Origin of the sequence: Azospirillum sp. A23, from assembly GCF_042938965.1 — a bacterium.
Lineage (GTDB): Bacteria > Pseudomonadota > Alphaproteobacteria > Azospirillales > Azospirillaceae > Azospirillum > Azospirillum melinis.
In genome coordinates, this window is record NZ_CP170667.1 from 242332 (window position 1) to 259648 (window position 17317).

The 17317-nt window shown below is 66.8% G+C and carries 15 protein-coding genes; 7 read left to right on the top strand and 8 right to left on the bottom strand.

Annotated elements, in window-relative coordinates:
• Positions 1 to 30: 30 nt before the first annotated feature.
• The 3 genes from ABNQ40_RS18460 to hisN form a co-directional block, all read right to left on the bottom strand.
• A complete protein-coding gene (locus ABNQ40_RS18460) occupies positions 31 to 1881 on the bottom strand; it encodes an extracellular solute-binding protein (RefSeq protein ID WP_109051961.1) in 1851 nt (616 codons plus the stop codon).
• Between the two features lie 93 nt (positions 1882 to 1974).
• Positions 1975 to 2487, bottom strand: a complete 513-nt coding sequence (locus tag ABNQ40_RS18465; RefSeq protein ID WP_109051962.1) for a hypothetical protein — start codon at positions 2485 to 2487, stop codon at positions 1975 to 1977.
• Between the two features lie 10 nt (positions 2488 to 2497).
• A complete protein-coding gene (gene hisN, locus ABNQ40_RS18470; RefSeq protein WP_109051963.1) occupies positions 2498 to 3280 on the bottom strand; it encodes a histidinol-phosphatase in 783 nt (260 codons plus the stop codon).
• A gap of 176 nt (positions 3281 to 3456) precedes the next feature.
• Here hisN and nudC point away from each other — a divergent pair, with 176 nt between their 5' ends.
• A complete protein-coding gene (gene nudC / locus ABNQ40_RS18475; RefSeq protein ID WP_109051964.1) occupies positions 3457 to 4362 on the top strand; it encodes an NAD(+) diphosphatase in 906 nt (301 codons plus the stop codon).
• An 8-nt stretch (positions 4363 to 4370) separates the two neighbouring features.
• Here the strand turns inward: nudC and ABNQ40_RS18480 are convergent, their stop codons facing one another.
• From ABNQ40_RS18480 to ABNQ40_RS18490, 3 genes are all read right to left on the bottom strand, one after another.
• Positions 4371 to 4679, bottom strand: a complete 309-nt coding sequence (locus ABNQ40_RS18480) for a hypothetical protein (RefSeq protein ID WP_109051965.1) — start codon at positions 4677 to 4679, stop codon at positions 4371 to 4373.
• 239 nt (positions 4680 to 4918) lie between these two features.
• The gene (locus ABNQ40_RS18485; RefSeq protein WP_109051966.1) at positions 4919 to 5785 is read right to left on the bottom strand and encodes a prephenate dehydratase; all 867 of its coding nucleotides are present in this window, start codon (positions 5783 to 5785) and stop codon (positions 4919 to 4921) included.
• A 116-nt stretch (positions 5786 to 5901) separates the two neighbouring features.
• Positions 5902 to 6687, bottom strand: coding sequence for a 3-deoxy-manno-octulosonate cytidylyltransferase (locus ABNQ40_RS18490; protein ID WP_109051967.1), 786 nt, complete (start codon positions 6685 to 6687; stop codon positions 5902 to 5904).
• A gap of 387 nt (positions 6688 to 7074) precedes the next feature.
• On the opposite strand from ABNQ40_RS18490, the gene ABNQ40_RS18495 reads away from it, so the two are divergent.
• Positions 7075 to 7614, top strand: coding sequence for a cytochrome c family protein (locus ABNQ40_RS18495; RefSeq protein WP_109051968.1), 540 nt, complete (start codon positions 7075 to 7077; stop codon positions 7612 to 7614).
• 119 nt (positions 7615 to 7733) lie between these two features.
• Here ABNQ40_RS18495 and ABNQ40_RS18500 read toward each other — a convergent pair whose 3' ends face one another.
• A complete protein-coding gene (locus ABNQ40_RS18500; RefSeq protein WP_109491190.1) occupies positions 7734 to 8600 on the bottom strand; it encodes a DUF4743 domain-containing protein in 867 nt (288 codons plus the stop codon).
• A gap of 245 nt (positions 8601 to 8845) precedes the next feature.
• Here ABNQ40_RS18500 and ABNQ40_RS18505 point away from each other — a divergent pair, with 245 nt between their 5' ends.
• The 5 genes from ABNQ40_RS18505 to ABNQ40_RS18525 all read left to right on the top strand — a co-directional run bounded on the left by ABNQ40_RS18505 (position 8846) and on the right by ABNQ40_RS18525 (position 16295).
• Positions 8846 to 9304, top strand: coding sequence for a response regulator (locus ABNQ40_RS18505; protein ID WP_391348519.1), 459 nt, complete (start codon positions 8846 to 8848; stop codon positions 9302 to 9304).
• A 954-nt stretch (positions 9305 to 10258) separates the two neighbouring features.
• Positions 10259 to 12205, top strand: a complete 1947-nt coding sequence (locus ABNQ40_RS18510; RefSeq protein WP_109051970.1) for a PrkA family serine protein kinase — start codon at positions 10259 to 10261, stop codon at positions 12203 to 12205.
• Positions 12206 to 12353: 148 nt separating this feature from the next.
• On the top strand, positions 12354 to 13646 hold the full coding sequence (locus ABNQ40_RS18515) for a YeaH/YhbH family protein (RefSeq protein ID WP_109051971.1): 1293 nt from the start codon (positions 12354 to 12356) through the stop codon (positions 13644 to 13646).
• Between the two features lie 79 nt (positions 13647 to 13725).
• Entirely contained in the window at positions 13726 to 15279 is a 1554-nt protein-coding gene (locus tag ABNQ40_RS18520) for a SpoVR family protein (protein ID WP_109051972.1), read from the top strand.
• 374 nt (positions 15280 to 15653) lie between these two features.
• Entirely contained in the window at positions 15654 to 16295 is a 642-nt protein-coding gene (locus ABNQ40_RS18525) for an FkbM family methyltransferase (RefSeq protein ID WP_247880075.1), read from the top strand.
• Positions 16296 to 16325: 30 nt separating this feature from the next.
• On the opposite strand, the gene ABNQ40_RS18530 is transcribed toward ABNQ40_RS18525, so the two are convergent.
• Complete coding sequence (locus ABNQ40_RS18530) at positions 16326 to 17207, bottom strand: hypothetical protein (RefSeq protein WP_109051973.1); 882 nt, start codon at positions 17205 to 17207, stop codon at positions 16326 to 16328.
• Positions 17208 to 17317: the final 110 nt, after the last annotated feature.

Genomic DNA, 17317 nt, shown 5'->3' on the forward strand with positions numbered 1-17317 from the left:
TGATGGAGTTAGCCCCGCAATGGGGCGTCATCAAGGCTGCGCCGCCTTGACAGCCGGATCGACCCACCAGGTCGCCGGAAAATTGGTGCTGCGATAGTCCTGATCGTATTTCGGCCAGACCGCGGGATGGGCCAGCCACGCCTTGTGGGCGATCCAGCTTTCCGGGTTGTGCCATTGCGGCACCATGTAGAACCCCCACAGCAGCACGCGGTCGAGCGCGCGGGTGGCGGCCTGCACCGAGTCGAGATCCTTGGCGGTCAGCGCCGTCTCGATCAGCGCGTCGGCCACCGGGTCATGGATGCCCGAATAGTTGGCCGATCCCTTCAGGCCGGCGGCGGCCGAGCCGAAATAGCCGCGCAGTTCGGTGCCCGGCGGGGTGAAGAAGGCGAGGTTGACGATGATCGAGTCGAAATCGAACTCGTCCAGCCGCGCCTGATACTGCGCGGTGTCGACCAGACGCAGGGAGGCGTCGATGCCGACGCGGCGCAGGCTCTCGACATAGGGCTGGATGACGCGGGTCAGCGCGCCGGTGCCGTCGAGGAACTCGATGGCCATCGCCTCGCCGGTCTTGCCGTTGGTCAGCTTGCCGTTGCGGACCTCCCAGCCGGCCTCCTTGAACAGGCGGGTCGCCTCGCGCACCTGGGCGCGGTTGTTGCCGCTGCCATCGGTGGTCGGCAGGGTGAAGGGCTGCGTCAGCAACCGCTCGGACAGCTGCGGCTTGAACGGCTCCAGCAGGGCCAGCTCCGCCGGGCCGGGGGGGCCCTTGGCGCCGAAATCGGAGTTGGGGAAGTTGCTGAGCGTCCGCTTGTACTGGCCGTACAGGATGTTCTTCTGGATCCAGTCGAAATCGAACAGCAGGGCCAGCGCTTCGCGCACGCGCGGGTCGGCGAACTTGTCGCGGCGGGTGTTCAGGCGGAAGCCCTGGGCGCCCAACGGCAGTTCGCTCGGCACCTCCAGCTTCTTGACCCGGCCATCCTTCATGGCGGGGAAGTCGTAGCCGGTGGTCCAGCGCTGCGCCCGGTATTCGCCGCGGAAATCGTAGGCGCCGGCCTTGAACGCCTCGAACATCACGTCGTCGTCGCGGTAGAAGTCGTCCTTCACCGTGTCGAAATTGTAGAAGCCGCGGGCGGTCGGCAGATCCTTCGCCCACCAGTCGGCGACCCGCTCATAGGTGATGGAGCGGCCGGGATCGACTGTCTTGATGCGGTAAGGGCCGCTGCCCAGCACCGGCTCCAGCGTCGTCTTGGAGATGTCGCGACCGTTCGACGTCCACCAATGCTTGGGCTGCGGCGAGAAGGTGGTGGCGAAGTCGATGATCGGCTTGATCTCCCCGGTGCCGGTCAGGGTGATCTTGAAGCGGCGGTCGTCCAGCGCCTCCACCTTGGCGGTGCGGTCGAGGAAGGACTTGATGAAGGGCGCGCCATGGGCCTGGATGGCGTCCCAGGTGAAGACCACGTCGGCGCTGGTGATCGGCGTGCCGTCATGCCAATGGGCGCCCTGGCGCAGCGTGAAGACCGCCCAGCCGTAATCGTCCGGCACCTCGACGCTTTCCGCCATGTGGGCGTAGGCGGCGTCCAGCTCCCAGCCGGACCCGACCATCAGCGTGTCGGAGATCAGTCCCAGCGTGCGCGGCCGCACCCCGCGCAGGATCAGCGTGTTGAGGCTGTCGTAGGTGCCCGGCTGCGATTCGGCCAGCCCGACCGACCCGCCCTTGGGCGCATCGGGGTTGACGTGGGGGAAATGGGTGAAGCCGGGCTGGAACTGCGGCTCGCCGAACTGCTTCAGCGCGGTGACGGTCCGGGTGGCGGCCTGCGCGGGCGTGAGGGCCGCCGTCGCGGACAGGGTCAGGATCGTGGCGGCAATGGCGAGAAGGCGGCGCATCGGCGGTCCTGTGTGGGGAGCGGACGTTCTGGTTAGATTGCCACGCCCACGCCCCGGTCAAGCGCAATTCCGGGCGCAATTCCGGTTCTCAAGTCAGTTGCTTCGCGCCGCGCGCCAATGGTCGGCCATGCGGTCCATCAACTGGCGATAGCGGCGGTCGGTCCGCATCAGCCTGCGCACCGACTTTCCGTTGCGCGGGTCGGCCAGCATCCAGGCCTCCGCCGCCGCCTGATGTTCCGGATGGATCGACAGCAGATAGATCGCCGCCTGTTCCGGGGACGCAATGACCGTTTCCCGCATCCCCTCCAGGATGGCGCCGACATAGAGCGGCAGGACCTTGCGGAAATCCTCCGGCCCGCCTTCGGCCTTGCCCTCGGCCTCGGCGATGTCGGGAGAGGCGCCGCCGTCGGCCATCAGGGCGCTGCGTTCGGCCGCCGGCAGGGCGAAGAAGGCGTCGAGCCCCAGCAGCAGGTCGCAAACGGTCTTCTTGCGCACCATCCAGTTCGACCCGCCCGACACCCGCGCCGCCAGCCCCTCCAGAAAGGGCCGCAGCTTTTCAGGGGAGGTTTCGAAAACGGAACGGGCAGGATGGGTGATGGCGGTCATGTCGGATCCCTCAGCCTGCCAACGCCGCCATGGCGTCCCGATGGGTCTGCGGGTCGCCGGCGGCGATCACCTGGCCGCTGGACTTGGCGTCGAGCGGCTTGCCCTCCCAATCCGTCATCAGCCCGCCGGCCCCGGTCACCACCGGCACCAGCGCCGCGAAATCGTACAGCTTCAGCCCCGACTCGACGACGAGGTCGTAATAGCCCGACGCCAGCAGGCCGTAGCTGTAGCAGTCGCCGCCGTAGGACGCCGTCTTCACCTTGGCGGCGACGCGGCGGTAGGCCTCGTAGTCGCTGCCGGGGAACAGGTCGGGAGAGGTGGTGCCGAACATGGCGGCGCCCAGCCCGCCGGGGCAGGGGCGCACGCGCACCGGCTGGCCGTTGTGGGTGGTCGGGCGGCCTTCGACGCCGATCCAGCGGTCGCCGACGATGGGCTGGTCGATGATGCCCAGCACCGGGCGGCCCCGGTGCAGCAGGGCGATCAGCGTGCCGAAGATCGGCCGGCCGGTGATGAAGGACTTGGTGCCGTCGATGGGGTCGATCACCCACACCCATTCGGCGTCCAGGTTCTTGGTGCCGTGCTCCTCGCCATAGATGCCGTCGTCGGGGCGCTGGCTTTCGATGATGGTGCGGATGACATGCTCCGCCTCGCGGTCGGCGATGGTGACCGGCGAGGCGTCGGCCTTGTCGTCGATGGCGACCGGTGTGCGGAAATAGCGCCGGACCACGCTGCCGCTGGAGTCGGCCAACCGCTGGGCGAGCGCCACCATCGGGGCGGGGCAGGGTTCGGTCATGGTCGCTCCTTGAGGATCTTGTCGATATCGGGTGCCGCATCCTAACGGCGCGGGTCCGCTGCGAAAACCCGAAAGGCTCCCGCTGCCGCTTGAGGGGAGGTCGCGGTTTCCGCCGGGCAGCCCATCCGCCGGCGGGGCTTTGCGCCCGGCCCGGCTTGTGGCAGCCTCGACCGGCCATGACGAACCGACCCAACATCTACGCCGCCACGCCCATCGACCGCGCCTCCCTCCGCCGCAAGGACGAGGATTGGCTGACGGAGGCCTGGCTCGCCCCCGCGTCCCGCGTCCTGCCGATCTGGCAGACCAAAAGCTTCGTAGCCGGCCCGGAGGACGCGCCCCGCGCCGTCCTGCTGCCGGCGGAGGGGCTGGACGCAGTGCCGATCTTTCTCGGTCTGATGGATGGCACGCCGGTGTTCACCGTCGACCTCTCGATGGTCGAGGAGCCGGACGCGCTGCCCGCCCTGCGCGGCCATGGCCGGTTCGAGGATCTGCGCGTCACCGGCCCGCTGATGCCGGAAGGCGAGGCGGCGCTGTGCGCCTATGCCCGCGGCATGGTGTGGTGGAACGCCCGCCACCGTTTCTGCGGCGTCTGCGGTTCTCCGGCGGCGACGGCGGAGGGTGGACATGTGCGGATCTGCACCAATCCCGACTGTGCCACCCACCATTTCCCGCGCACCGACCCGGCGGTGATCATGCTGGTCCATGACGGCGGCGACCGGGCGGTCCTGGGCCGGCAGAGCCGGTTCCCGCCCGGCATGCATTCGGTGCTGGCCGGCTTCCTCGAACCGGGCGAAAGCCTGGAGGACACCGTCGCCCGCGAGGTGTTCGAGGAGGTCGGGCTGACGGTGACGGACATCCAGTACCGCTCGTCGCAGCCCTGGCCCTTCCCGTCCTCGCTGATGCTGGGCTTCACCGCGCGGGCCACCAGCTTCGACATCGACACCGGCAACGACGAGCTGGAAAGCGCCCGCTGGTTCGACCGCGACTTCCTGCGCACCCACACCCCGGACGAGAATTTCCGCCTCGCCCGGCCTGACTCGATTGCCCACCGCCTGATCCGGGAATGGATGGCGGAGGGGTGATCGCCTCCCTAATGCCGTTGCTGCAACCCCACCGCACGCGTGGGGGAGCGGCGGCGGTCGAAGGGGTTGGGGTGGCGGGTGCATGTGTCGTTGTAGAGCATCATCAGGGAGGCCGTTTCGGCCGGGCTGCGGCAGGTGGCGCAGCACAGATTGTCCCACACCATCTGGCGGACGGCGGCATCGCCCCAGGGCTCCTGCAGAAGCGAAGCGCCTTTTTCCAGCGCAGCCATGAAGGGGAGATGTTCGTGGGCGGCGATCTGCGCCACCTCGTCCGCCTCCAGATCGGCCAATCCCAGACAATCGTCCATCGTGAGCATGGCAACCTCCATCCGTGGCGCCATGGCCGTCGGCGGGGTGTCACCCGTCAGCCGCCGTGGTGTTCCGTTGTAATCGGACCCTTGTGGAACCGGTGCTTGCCGGTGTCTCCTGTATAACAACTTTCGCTAATCTTGCCCAGCGCCCGCCGGACGCGGCCAAGGCTAAGTCGCGTCACTGCGGCGGAATGACGCGTGACTTGCGGCAACTGCGAAAAGACTTGCGGCGTTGCGGGAGAAGGTCAGTCCTCGCCGACGCGCTGGCTTTCCTGATAGCGGAAGGGGTTGGCCGGATAGACGCCCAGGATCTTCACCTCGCGGGCGAAGAAGTCCAGCTCCTCCAGGGCGAGGCGCAGCGGGCGTTCGTCGGGATGGCCTTCCACATCGGCATAGAACTGGGTCTGGGTGAAGTGGCCGCCGACCATATAGCTTTCCAGCTTGGTCATGTTGATGCCGTTGGTGGCGAAGCCGCCCAGCGCCTTGTAGAGCGCGGCCGGCACGCTGCGGACACGGAAGACGAAGGTGGTGATCGTCTTGCAGGAGCCCTGCGCCGGCAGCTTCGGCTCGCGCGCCAGGATCAGGAAGCGGGTGGTGTTGTGGGTGGCGTCCTCGATCCCGCTCTTCAGGATGTCGAGGCCGTAGATCTCTGCGGCGAGAGAGGAGGCGATGGCGGCATGGCGCGGGTCGTTCATCGCCGCGATCTCCTTCGCGGCGCCGGCCGTGTCGGCATGGTTGATCGCCTGCAGGCCCAGGCCGCGGATGGCGGTCTGGCACTGCGACAATGCCTGGATGTGGCTGCGCACGGTCTGGATGCTGTCCAGCGTGGCCCCCTTCGGCGCCAGCAGCTGGTGGTTCACCCGCTGGAAATGCTCGCCGATGATGTGGAGGCCGCCTTCGGGCAGCAGATAGTGGTTGTCGGCGACACGGCCGGCGATGGAGTTCTCTACCGGGATCATCGCCAGCGAGGCCCGGCCATCGCGCACAGCGGAGAAGGCGTCCTCGAAGGTGGCGCAGGGCATCGTCGTCATGGTCGGCCGCGCGTTGCGGCAGGCCAGATCGGAATAGGCGCCGGGGAAGCCCTGGAAGGCGATGATGTTGGACGTGCCCATGAGCGGAATTCCCCCGGCGGATCTTAAATATGAGACCGATATATCAGGTGTAGGCCAGCCTTGCGGCCGGAGGTCATCAGGTTTCAGCCGGCCTTGCGGCCGGAGGTCATCAAGTTTCAGCCGGCCTTGCGGCCGGCGAGGAGGGCGCAGGCGCGCTCCAGGTCGGCGGGAGTATCGACACCCAGCGGAACCGCGTCAACGACCGCCGCGTCGATGCGCATGCCGTTCGACAGGGCGCGCAGCTGCTCCAGCCGCTCGCGCTGCTCCAGCACCGACGGCGGCAGCGACACGAATCGCTCCAGCGCCGCCCGGCGGTAGGCATAGAGGCCGATGTGATGATAGAGCGGCCCGTCGCCGGTCGGCGCGGTGGCGCGGGTGAAATAGAGCGCGCGGCCCTGGCGGGCTCCTGCCGGCAGCTCCAGCACCGCCTTCACCACGTTGGGGTTGGTCCGCTCCTCCTCCCGCGTGATCTCGGCGACCAGGGTGGCGATGTCGACCTCCGGGTCGGCCAGCGGGGCGAAGGCGGCGCGCACGCTCTCCGGCTCGATGGTTGGCAGGTCGCCCTGCACATTCACCACCGCATCGTGCCGCCCTTCCGGGTCGATCAGTTGCAGCGCCTCGAAGATACGGTCGGAGCCCGAGGGATGGTCGGGGCGCGTCAGCACCGCGGTGCCGCCGGCGGCCTCGACCGCGCGGGCGATTTCCGGCTCGGCGCAGGCGACCACCACCGGGCCGATCTCCGCCTCCATGGCGCGGCGCAGCACATGGACGATCATCGGCGCGCCGAGGATGTCGGCCAGCGGCTTACCGGGCAACCTGACGGAGGCCATGCGTGCCGGGATCACCACGACCGGGTTGGCCGGACGGGCGACGGGGTTACTGGCGGGGGCGGCGGTCGGCATGGCGCGGAAACTCCGGTGGGAAGGTCCGGTGGGTCAGGGAATCGGAACGCCTGGATTCGTGACGCTTGGATTCGTGACGATTGTCTGGCGCGGGTGAACCACGGACGCCGGGGCGGCGTCAAGGGGCGGCGTCGAGCGATGGCATGGGGGATGGTCTGGGAGCTGCTGTGGAGCTGCAGAGCCTGCCTTTCCGCTGTTTTGCGATGCAGCGTAATGCGCAAGCAAATTAAGTGGTTGGTGACTGCGACAAATTTGTATGCGACCTTTTTTCGCGGTCCGCCGGGCTATGACAAGCTTCGGACCGCGGGCTATGGTAGCCGCGGCGCGTTCAGCCGCGGGCGGGAGAAACGCCGAGTGTACTGAAATTAGGGAACAAGGGGCTCATCAATGAGCATGGAGTGGAACAAGGTTTTCGGCGCCGTGCTGCTGGCCGGGCTGATCGCGATGCTGGCCGGATTCGCGTCCAAGGTGCTGGTTCATTCGAAGCCGCTCGAAAAGAGCGTCTATGTCGTCGCGACGCCCGAGGGGGCCAGCGCGCCCGCCGACAAGGGTGCCGCTCCCACTGGTCCGGCACCGATCGCGCCGCTGCTCGCCGCCGCCAGCCCGGAGGCCGGTCAGAAGGTCGCCAAGGCCTGCGCCGCCTGCCACAGCTTCGACAAGGGCGGCGCCGCCAAGGTCGGCCCGAACCTGTTCGGAATCGTCGGCGGTCCGAAGGGCCACATGCAGGGCTTCGGTTACTCCGACGCGCTGGTCAAGACCGGCGGCAGCTGGACGTATGACGAGCTGAACAAGTTCCTCTATGACCCGAAGGCCTACGCCCCGGGCACCAAGATGACCTTCGCCGGCCTCAAGAAGGATGAGGACCGCGCAGCTGTCGTCGCCTACCTGCGCTCGCTGGCCGACAGCCCGCAGCCGCTGCCCCAGTAACTTGCTCCAGTAACAGGGTACCGGGCGCCGCCGCGGCCGGAAGAAAACGGCCCCGCTCTCGCAAGAGGGCGGGGCCTTTTGTTTGTCCGGAGTAGCACCCGACCGGCGAAGCGGCGGGCCTACCGCCGCAGGCTGCGGGCGATCTCCAGATAATCGGGGTCGTTTTCCGGCGTCAGCCAGCCGTGGCGGATCAGGAAATCGGCCACCACGAGGGTCACGTTGAACTTCCAGTCGCCGGTGCCGCGCACCGACTCCGCCACCTTGTCGAGCGGCCAGAGGTCGAAGGACTCGACCTCGCCGTCGGTGTTGACGGGGGTGAGGCCGGGCGGAAGTTCCAGATCGTAGACGAACAGGCGGTCGCGCTTCAGCCCGGCCGGCGTTTCCATGGTGTAGCTGATGGCGCCGACCGGCACGGCGCGCCGCGCCGTCTCGGCGTCCAGCCCGGCCTCCTCCGCCGCCTCCTTCTCCAGATTCTCGGCCAGGGTCAGGCCGATGGGCTGGCCGCCGGCAATCAGGTTGTCGAGCTGCCCCGGTGCCACCTCGCGGTCGCTGGCGCGCCGGCCGACCCACAGCAGAAGGCCGCCGGCCCCATTGCCGGCGGATTCGTCGCGGACAAAGCCGTTGATGTGCAGGCCATAGGCCTCGATCCCGAAGGCGCCGACGGCGGCGCGGTCCAGCCGGGCCAGCGGCTCCGCCCCCCAGCGCGGCAGGACCGGGTAATATTCGCCGCGCAGCGCCTTGACCGTTCCCTGTTCCACCAGATAGGCGGCGGCATGGTCGAGCAGGGTGGAGCGCGCCTCGAAATCCCGGATCTCGGGCGCGATGGTCAGCCGGTCGGCGCTGACGACGAAGCCGGGATCGACCTCGGGCAGCGCCTCGGCCAGGGCATGGCGCACCCAGCCCACGGTGTGGCCGTCCAGCTCGAACGGGCGGAAGCCGGACAGGTCGTGCGCGTTGCACGCGCGGATGTGATCGAGGAAGCTCATGCCGTCCATCTAAGCGGGGCGGACGGACCGGTGCAACCGCTCATCCAGAGCATGGGCCAGAGCATGGGCCAGAGCACGGGCCAGAGCACGAGCCAGAGCATAGGCCGGGGCGGTGGGTCAGGGCAGTGGGCACCCTCGTATTTTGGACATCTTGCGCGTCTCTGGTTGCCATCGTACACAGGTCGGGTCACGAAATGACCGTCGGCAGCATTCCGCCGGCCGGTCGCTCAAGCGAAAGGGCGGGCGTGGTGACTGACCGGTCGGCTGAGGGCGCTGCGGCAGGCAAGACGTCAGGCGAGACGGGGACGCCGTTCGGCGCCCTGTCGGTCCTGGTGGTCGAGGACGAATCCTTCACCCGCATGGTGCTGGCGAAGATGCTGGGCACGCTGGGCGTCAAGGCGGTCCATCAGGCCGCCGACGGCGAGTCGGGACTGGCCGTGGTCGCCGCCTATGCGCCCGATCTGGTTCTGTGCGATGTGGAGATGCAGCCGATGGACGGATTCGGTTTCGTCCGGGCGCTGCGCACCAGCGGCGAGTCGCGCCACAGCAGTCTGCCGGTCGTGTTCATGAGCGGCCGGGTCGATGACGACCGCAAAGCCCAGGCGCGCGACAGCGGCGCCCACGCGGTGCTGGCCAAGCCTGTCACCCCCGCGAGCCTGCGCGAGGCGCTGAGCATCGGGGTGAAGGCCTGGCAGCCGGCCTGAGGGGCCATGCTGAGGGGCCGTCCGGCGGACGGCTGTCGGCATTGTCCGAAAGTCCGGTTTACCGCCGGAGATTGCTGCCGCCACTGGCGGCAAACGGGGGGCGCAGACCTGCCCTTAAAATTTCCCACCCCGTGGCAAGTGTGCCAAGTCGTTGAAACAATTCGGTAATCCAGCGGTAACCCTCCACCGTGCCGCGTTGGTGCCCCATCCTCACCCAATTTCCGCCTTGTTGATGAGGACGATTGGGACGCAACATGACCTCAAAGAAGTGTTGGGGGAGGTGTTGCGAGGCCGTGGTCGACACTGCGGCAGACCGCAAGGCCCCTTACCGGAAATTGTTAAGGTTTGGAGTTCAGCATCGACGGTAAATCCCTGCGCCGTGCTTGGTCGAGGCGGCGCGTCTGCTTGAGGAGGCCGATGGCGTGACAAGGAGCGCCCGATGGAACCCGCTTGGGTCGCATCGCACTGGGCAGTTCTTCCCGATCGGACGGGCAACGAAGATTGCCGCCGGTTCCACGCCGTCTTCTCCCGACACCGTCACACGTCTTCCGCCGAACCTTCCGACGCATGCGCGGCCGATACCCGCATGGGTTGAGCAGGTGCGCTCGGCGCACCCACACCAGCCGCAGGACCTAGGTCCTATGGCTGAGGCCAGCTTTACCGCGGGCTTTCCGGCTATGGAGCCTGAGTGCCTGGAAAGCTCCAGGTGGAGCATTACATTCAAAAATGACTCGTTCGGGGGTCGCCGCGTCGCGAGACGGACCTCTCCCGGCCTTCACAGGACCGTTCCTTACACCAGACCGCTGGCTTCTATCGCTGAGCGGGGAGGCTGCGGACCCTGCGCGGTCCGCGTCTTCCCTGGAGTGCCCCTTGGATCGCGGCATGCGCCGCGCCCTGCCGCCGCAGCCACCGGCGGCCCCCCGGCGCATCGGACCAGATAAGACGGAGCGACGAATGTTCCCGGCCGACGAACTGTTCACGCGCTACACGCAGAATTACGAGACCCGCCGCGAGACCGAGATGTCCCTGATGGACTATCTCCAGCTGTGCCGCGACGACCCGATGTCCTTCGCCTCGGCCTCCGAACGCATCCTGGCCGCCATCGGCGAACCGGAGGTGGTCGACACGGCCCGCGACCCGCGGTTGGGCCGCATCTTCATGAACCGGACCATCAAGGTCTATCCAGCCTTCTCCGAGTTCTACGGCATGGAAGAGACGATCGAACGGATCGTCGGCTTCTTCCGGCACGCAGCGCAGGGGCTGGAGGAGCGCAAGCAGATCCTCTACCTGCTGGGCCCGGTCGGCGGCGGCAAGTCGTCGCTGGCGGAACGGCTGAAGTCGCTGGTGGAGAAATGCCCGATCTATGTGCTGAAGGCCGGCAAGGAGATCAGCCCGACCTTCGAAAGCCCGCTCGGCCTGTTCAACCCAGACGAGATCGGCGACGAGCTTGAGGAGCGCTTCGGCATCCCGAAGCGCCGCCTGACCGGGCTGATGAGCCCCTGGGCGGTCAAGCGCCTCGATGAGTTCGGCGGCGACATCAACCGCTTCAAGGTGGTGAAGCTCCACCCCAGCAAGCTGCGCCAGATCGGCGTCACCAAGACCGAGCCGGGCGACGAGAACAACCAGGACATCTCCTCGCTGGTCGGCAAGGTCGACATCCGCAAGCTGGAGATCTACAGCCAGAACGATCCCGACGCCTACAGCTTCTCCGGCGGCCTGAACCGGGCGACCCAGGGCATGCTCGAATTCGTCGAGATGTTCAAGGCCCCGATCAAGATGCTGCACCCGCTGCTGACCGCGACGCAGGAGGGCAACTATGTCGGCTCGGAGAACATCGGCGCCATTCCCTTCCAGGGCGTGATCCTGGCCCACTCCAACGAGGCGGAGTGGCAGACCTTCAAGAACAACAAGAACAACGAAGCCTTCATCGACCGCATCTGCGTGATCAAGGTCCCCTACTGCCTGCGGGTGGCGGAGGAGCAGAAGATCTACGAGAAGCTGGTCAACGGCTCCGATCTGTCTACCGCGCCCTGCGCGCCGGCGACGCTGGAGATGCTGGCCCGCTTCTCGGTGCTGTCGCGCCTGCGCGAGCATCCGAACAGCAGCGTCTACAGCAAGATGCGGGTCTATGACGGCGAGAGCGTCAAGGAGACCGATCCCAAGGCCAAGTCGATGCAGGAGTACAAGGACCAGGGCGGCGTCGACGAGGGCATGGGCGGCATCTCCACCCGCTTCGCCTTCAAGGTGCTCGCCTCGACCTTCAACTACGACTCGACCGAGATTTCGGCCGATCCGGTGCATCTGATGTATGTGCTGGAGCAGGCGATCCGCCGCGAACAGTTCCCGGAGGAGACGGAGAAGAAATACGTCGAGTTCATCAAGGCCGAACTCGCCCCGCGCTACGCCGAGTTCATCGGCAACGAGATCCAGAAGGCCTATCTGGAATCCTACTCCGACTACGGCCAGAACCTGTTCGACCGCTATGTCGATTATGCCGACGCCTGGATCGAGGATCAGGACTTCAAGGATCCCGACACCGGCCAGCTGATGAACCGCGAGCTGCTGAACCAGGAGCTGACCAAGATCGAGAAGCCGGCGGGCATCGCCAACCCGAAGGACTTCCGCAACGAGGTTGTGAAGTTCGCCCTGCGCGCCCGGGCGGCCAATTCCGGGCGCAACCCGTCCTGGACCTCTTACGAGAAGATCCGCGAGGTGATTGAGAAGCGGATGTTCAGCCAGGTCGAGGATCTGCTGCCGGTGATCAGCTTCGGCTCGAAGAAGGACGGCGACACCGAGAAGAAGCACACCGAGTTCGTCTCGCGCATGATGACGCGCGGCTACACCGAGCGGCAGGTCCGCCGGCTGGTCGAGTGGTACATGCGGGTGAAGCAGGCGGGCTGAGGCCGGCGGGTCGGGACAGGTGGACCGAGGGGACGCTTAATTGCCGCGGGGCGGGGTGTTGCAACGCCCCGCGGCAACCCCACTGTCATAGAAAGCTGTCAGAATCCTAAGGCCGCGTGACGAAACGGGTGGGAGGGCCAGCCCCTTGATGAACATCATCGACCGTCGCCTGAACCCGCAGGGCAAGAGCCTGGCCAACCGCCAGCGTTTCCTGCGCCGTGCCAAGGAACAGGTGGTCAAGGCGGTCCGCGACGCCTCGGGAAAACGGGGCATCCAGGATATCGAGAACGGCGAGAAGGTGACGATCGCCGCCGGCGGCGTGCGCGAACCGTCCTTCCACCGCGCCAGCCAGGGCGGGGTGCGCGACTATGTCGTGCCCGGCAACAAGGAATATGTGGAAGGCGACACCATCCAGCGCCCGGACGGCGGCGGTGGCGGGCGCGGCAGCGAGGGCAGCGCCGACGGCGAGGGCGAGGACGAGTTCCGCTTCGTCCTGTCGCGCGACGAGTTCCTCGACATCTTCCTGGAGGATCTGGAGCTTCCCGATCTGGTGAAGCAGAAGGTCAAGCAGTCGGAATCGCACACGCTGACGCGGGCTGGCTATTCGGTGTCGGGGTCGCCCGCCAACCTGAATCTGGTCCGCACCATGCGGAACAGCCTGTCGCGCCGCATCGCGCTGAAACGCCCGAAGCGCGACGAGATCCGCGAGCTGGAGGAGATGCTGCGCGAGGCCGAGGAGTCCGGCGAGGACGCCACGCAGATCCAGGCGCTGCGCGAACAGCTGGAACACATCGTCCTGCGTTCCCGCCGGATACCTTTCATCGACCCGATCGACGTCCGCTACAACCGGTTCGAATCTGTGCCGAAGCCGATCGCCCAGGCGGTGATGTTCTGCCTGATGGACGTGTCCGGCTCGATGACCGAGCACATGAAGGATCTGGCCAAGCGCTTCTTCATGCTGCTGTACCTGTTCCTGCGGCGGCGCTACCGGTCGGTCGACATCGTCTTCATCCGCCACACCCACGAGGCCAAGGAGGTGGACGAGGAAACCTTCTTCTATTCCACCGAGACCGGCGGCACCGTGGTGTCGACGGCGCTGGAGGAGATGCAGAAGGTGGTGCAGGAGCGCTACCCGCACAATGAATGGAACATCTACGCCGCCCAGGCGTCGGACGGCGACAACATGTCGTCGGACAATGCCAAGTCGGCGACCCTGCTGCGCGATGTCGTCCTGCCGATGTGCCAGTATTTCGCCTACATCGAGGTGGCGGCGGAACACAATATGGGCCTGTCGGCGCTGGGCCGCGAAACCGAGCTGTGGCGCACCTACAAGCAGGTGCAAAGCCCGGAACGCCCGCTGGCGATGCGCCGCGTCCGCTCCCGCCGGGAGATCTTCCCGGTCTTCCGCGAGCTGTTCGCCCGCGAGAAGGCGGGAGCGTAAGGGGCGCCTGAGGGGATAAAGGGAAATCACCGCCCTCATCCCCGACAGGGGGCAGAGGGGCGGCAGGGGGAGATCGAGAATGACCGCTGTGATCACCAGACCCGAGGCGCTGCTGTATGACGGCGTCGAGTGGGATTACGACAAGATCAAGCGCGTCTATGACGCCATCGAGCACATCGCGCTGAAGGAGATGGGCCTCGACGTCTATCCCAACCAGATCGAGGTTATCACCGCCGAGCAGATGCTCGATGCCTATTCGTCCATCGGCATGCCGCTGATGTACAAGCACTGGTCCTTCGGCAAGCATTTCGCCCGCGACGAGATGATGTACCGCAAGGGCTATCGCGGCCTGGCCTATGAGATCGTCATTAACTCCAGCCCCTGCATCAGCTACATCATGGAAGAAAACACCATGACGATGCAGACGCTGGTGATTGCCCACGCCGCCTTCGGCCATAACCATTTCTTCAAGAACAACCAGCTGTTCCAGCAATGGACCGATGCCCAGGGCATCCTCGACTATCTGGAATTCGCCAAGACCTACATCGCCCATTGCGAGGAACGCTACGGCCATGCCGCGGTGGAGCGGGTGCTCGATGCCGCCCATGCGCTGATGAGCCAGGGCGTGCACAAATACCCGAAGAAGCGGTCCGACCTGCGGACCGAGCAGCGGCGCGAGCGCGAGCGGCAGGAATATCAGGACCAGACCTTCAACGACCTGTGGCGCACGGTGCCCAAGACCGCCGCCGGCCCGCGCCCGGCCAAGTCTGTGTCGGAGCGCAAGAAGCTGCTGGGCCTGCCGGAGGAGAACATCCTCTATTTCCTGGAGAAGAAGGCGCCGCGCCTTGAGCACTGGCAGCGCGAGCTTCTGCGCATCGTCCGCCACATCTCGCAGTATTTCTATCCGCAGAAACAGACCAAGGTGATGAACGAGGGCTGCGCCACCTACGTCCATTACCAGATCATGAGCCGCCTGCACGAGACCGGCCAGATCAGCGAAGGCGCGTTCCTGGAGTTTCTGCATTCGCACACGTCCGTCGTGTTCCAGCCGGAATTCGACGACAAGCGCTTCTCCGGCCTGAACCCCTACGCGCTGGGCTTCGCGATGATGCAGGACATCGCCCGCATCGCCGAAAAGCCGACCGACGAGGACCGCCAGTGGTTCCCCGAGCTTGCCGGCCGCGGCGACGGTATGGCGGCGGTGCGCGAGGCCTGGGCCAACTTCCGCGACGAGAGCTTCGTCCTGCAATATCTCAGCCCGCACCTGATGCGGAAGCTGAAGCTGTTCAGCGTGCGCGACGACGCCGAAGACCCTTATCTGCTGGTCGATCACATCCACAACGAGCGCGGATACCGCGACATCCGCAAGAAGCTGGCCCGCCAGTACGACCTCGGCTATCTGGAGCCGGACATCCAGATCGTCGACGTCGATCTCGCCGGCGACCGCAAGCTGATCCTGCAGCATCGCGTCACCAACGGCGTGCTGCTGGACGAGAGCGACGCCAAGGCGGTGCTGCGGCACATCGCCAATTTGTGGGGCTACGAGGTGCAGCTGATCGAGGTGTCGGCGATCTCCGAAGCGATCCTGAAGGAGCACGCCGTCACCGCGCCCAGCGGGATCGGCGTGGGGTGATGCCTTGCCCTCTCCCCCGGCCGCCGTACGGACAGGCCGGGGAGGGGGTGCGTCATGGCTCCGGCGGACGCGACCTTTGCATCCGGCTCCGCTACACTTCTGGCCGATGGAGCGGCGGGAAGGGGCGATAGCGGACGATCTGCTGGGTGGAGAGGGACCGGTCGGGCTGGTGAAGGCGCGGCACGGTTTGATGATGCACCGGCGGACCGACAGCGTCGTTGGCCGTTCGCTCGGCTATTATGGTGAATATTTCGAGCAGGAGGTCGCACTGTTCCGCCAGTGCGTCCGGGGCGGCGACCGGGTGATCGACGTCGGCGCCAACATCGGCGCCCACACGGTGGCGCTGGCGCGGCTGGGTCGGCCCCGCCGGCCAGGTGCTGGCTCTGGAGCCGGTCGATGCCAACCACCGGCTGCTCTGCGGAAATCTTGCGCTGAACGGGCTGGACTGGGCCGACGGCTTGCTGGCCGCCGCCGGGGCTGCCGACGGCATGCTGCATCTCGCCGCGGTGGCGATGGACACGGACGGCAATTTCGGCGCGCTGTCCCTTGACGAATTGGCCGGCGACCGGCCGGTGCCGGTGCATCGGCTGGACGGGCTGTGCCGTGAGGGGGCGGGCCGCATCCGCCTGATCAAGATCGACGTCGAGGGCATGGAGGCCGAGGTTCTGGAGGGCTCGCGCGGCCTGATCGCCCGCGACCGGCCGGTCCTGTATGTGGAGAACGACCGTCCCGACCGGTCGGCCGCGCTGATCCGCCTGCTCGGCGAGCTGGGCTATGCCTGCTACTGGTATCTGCCGGCCTTCCACAATCCCGCCAATTTCGCCGGCCGGTCGGAAGCGATCTTCGGCTATGGGCTGGTTGACAACGGGACGGAGATCCACGGGCTCGGCATGGGGATCAACCTGTTCTGCCTGCCGGCGGAAGCGGGTGCGCGGATCAACGGCCTGCTGCCTGTCGCCGGTCCGGACGAACATCCGCTGGTGCGCGGCCACAACGGGCGCTTCGTCGGCGGATGAGGGGAAGGCGCCGGCCTGAGGACGGCCGCATCAGCGCTCCGGTTCGGGCTTGATGCCGGCTTCCTTCATGGCGTGCATCAGATCCAGCATCACCGTGCTGATGTCGGGGAAGGACAGGGCCACCGCGCGGCGGTCGGGGTCGAGGCGCACCACATGGGCGATCTGCCGGCCGCCGACCCGATGGCCGGTTTTGTCCGGACGGCTTGTTTCCGGGCCGGCCGTTTCCGGGCCGGCCCTTTCCGGGATGTCCGGGCAATGCAGGTCCAGCCGCAGCTTGCCGCCGACGGCATGGGCGAACTCCTCCGGCGGCAGATCGACCAGCAGGCCGCGGGTCGACCAGTTGATCGTGGTGCAGCGCCGGCCCTCCGCCTCCACCGTCAGGACCGGATCGGCATAGCGGATGGCACGGCGGCGTTCGATCCCGTTCGGCGGCTTGGCGCCGACGTCGTGCTGGTCGAGCTTGCGTTTGGCCGCCTGCTTGGTGCGGTCGTCCACCCCGTCCTTGCTGGTCATCAGCGTCGCCTGCACACGCCGTTCGACGCCGTGGCGGAATTCGTCGTCGGCACCGAAACGCAGGGCCTTGGCGAAATGGTCCTTGGCCTGGGTCAGCAGCGCGTTGCGCCCCTTTTCGTCGCCGCGATGACCGCAGCGTTCGGCTTGGACCAGCAGCGAATCGACGCTGCGCTGGTAGGCGCCACGCTGGTAGACGCGGGTCAGTTCGCGGAACTCGGCGGCGCGCAGGCTGGGAAATTCCCTGGTCTTCAACAGCCCGGCCAGCCCCTCCGCCAGCGAGTCGACATGGGCGGGATCGCCGGTTTCCGCCTCCTGGCGCAGGATCCGGGCCGCCTCCTCCGCCTTGCGAAGCAGCTGAACTTCCAGTTTACGGCGCTGGTCGGCGTCCATCACGGGCATGGCGCGGCCCTCCACACGGGCGATCGCATCAGGATAGCCCAACTCGTGGGGTGCGTCAGCGGCCGGCTATGGTTAATGGGACAGTTGAGGGGCGCCCCAGTAGGATCGGA

What these genes read in the sequence shown, in the direction of transcription:
- ABNQ40_RS18460 (WP_109051961.1), bottom strand. Translation starts at nt 1,881, where the DNA reads ATGCGCCGCCTTCTCGCCATTGCCGCCACGATCCTGACCCTGTCCGCG.
- ABNQ40_RS18465 (WP_109051962.1), bottom strand. Translation starts at nt 2,487, where the DNA reads ATGACCGCCATCACCCATCCTGCCCGTTCCGTTTTCGAAACCTCCCCT.
- hisN (WP_109051963.1), bottom strand. Translation starts at nt 3,280, where the DNA reads ATGACCGAACCCTGCCCCGCCCCGATGGTGGCGCTCGCCCAGCGGTTG.
- nudC (WP_109051964.1), top strand. Translation starts at nt 3,457, where the DNA reads ATGACGAACCGACCCAACATCTACGCCGCCACGCCCATCGACCGCGCC.
- ABNQ40_RS18480 (WP_109051965.1), bottom strand. Translation starts at nt 4,679, where the DNA reads ATGCTCACGATGGACGATTGTCTGGGATTGGCCGATCTGGAGGCGGAC.
- ABNQ40_RS18485 (WP_109051966.1), bottom strand. Translation starts at nt 5,785, where the DNA reads ATGGGCACGTCCAACATCATCGCCTTCCAGGGCTTCCCCGGCGCCTAT.
- ABNQ40_RS18490 (WP_109051967.1), bottom strand. Translation starts at nt 6,687, where the DNA reads ATGCCGACCGCCGCCCCCGCCAGTAACCCCGTCGCCCGTCCGGCCAAC.
- ABNQ40_RS18495 (WP_109051968.1), top strand. Translation starts at nt 7,075, where the DNA reads ATGAGCATGGAGTGGAACAAGGTTTTCGGCGCCGTGCTGCTGGCCGGG.
- ABNQ40_RS18500 (WP_109491190.1), bottom strand. Translation starts at nt 8,600, where the DNA reads ATGAGCTTCCTCGATCACATCCGCGCGTGCAACGCGCACGACCTGTCC.
- ABNQ40_RS18510 (WP_109051970.1), top strand. Translation starts at nt 10,259, where the DNA reads ATGTTCCCGGCCGACGAACTGTTCACGCGCTACACGCAGAATTACGAG.
- ABNQ40_RS18515 (WP_109051971.1), top strand. Translation starts at nt 12,354, where the DNA reads ATGAACATCATCGACCGTCGCCTGAACCCGCAGGGCAAGAGCCTGGCC.
- ABNQ40_RS18520 (WP_109051972.1), top strand. Translation starts at nt 13,726, where the DNA reads ATGACCGCTGTGATCACCAGACCCGAGGCGCTGCTGTATGACGGCGTC.
- ABNQ40_RS18530 (WP_109051973.1), bottom strand. Translation starts at nt 17,207, where the DNA reads ATGCCCGTGATGGACGCCGACCAGCGCCGTAAACTGGAAGTTCAGCTG.